The sequence below is a fragment of the Treponema sp. R8-4-B8 genome, assembly GCF_054786175.1.
Genome location: NZ_BDHE01000194.1, coordinates 1 through 715, shown reverse-complemented (window position 1 = coordinate 715; position 715 = coordinate 1). Strand labels below are relative to the sequence as shown.

Genomic DNA, 715 nt, shown 5'->3' with positions numbered 1-715 from the left:
AATTGGCAAATGCGCCAAATTAATGACGGCGAATGCAAATGAAGCTGAAATTAGCGCCCTTAAACGGTTGTTGCCTAACAGAACGGGGATAAGAAGATAAATCGCGACATGAATAACGGTAATATCAATTAGGGTAGGGGAGTCAACTTGCTCAAACATAAAGTATCTCTGCCATAACAAAGAAAGAGGACGACCAAGTATTACCGCCGCTAAAAGAGCGACAGACCTCCAGCGAGAAGCGGGTTTATTCAGTTTATAAAAAAGAGGATATAATCCTATTGCGCTAATTAGGCTTATAAAAAAACTTGGAATGGCTTAACTCCTTTATGAACCATATTCTATCTTAAAAATATATTTTTGTTAATATGCTTGTATCAGTTCCTAAATCGACAATATTCATAAAGTTATTTTAATAATTTATATTTTTAGAAAATATTTTGTATTTTTGTAAACCTTATACGCAATAACCGTTGCGACAACCGCACAGACTATTGTTATGATACAAGTAAATACAGGGTGAAAATTAGCCGCTATTTGATCATTGGCGATTATAATTCCAATTATGACTAATAGGCACGGAAAAATGAAAAATGATACAGATTTTTCATCACTAAAAGGAAACGTAAAAGCCGTTATTATGCATAAGGCGATCCAAAAATAAAAAGCCGTATTTATCGCTATAAAAACCGTATCTATTATGTTAATGCCTTTTATT

Annotated in this window: 1 protein-coding gene; it reads right to left on the bottom strand. The window is 33.4% G+C overall.

Features of this window, described 5'->3' with window-relative positions:
- Positions 1-417 precede the first annotated feature (417 nt).
- Positions 418-715 (bottom strand): hypothetical protein (locus tag ACYVRA_RS07835; protein ID WP_461252178.1); only part of this gene is annotated, 298 nt, incomplete at its 5' end.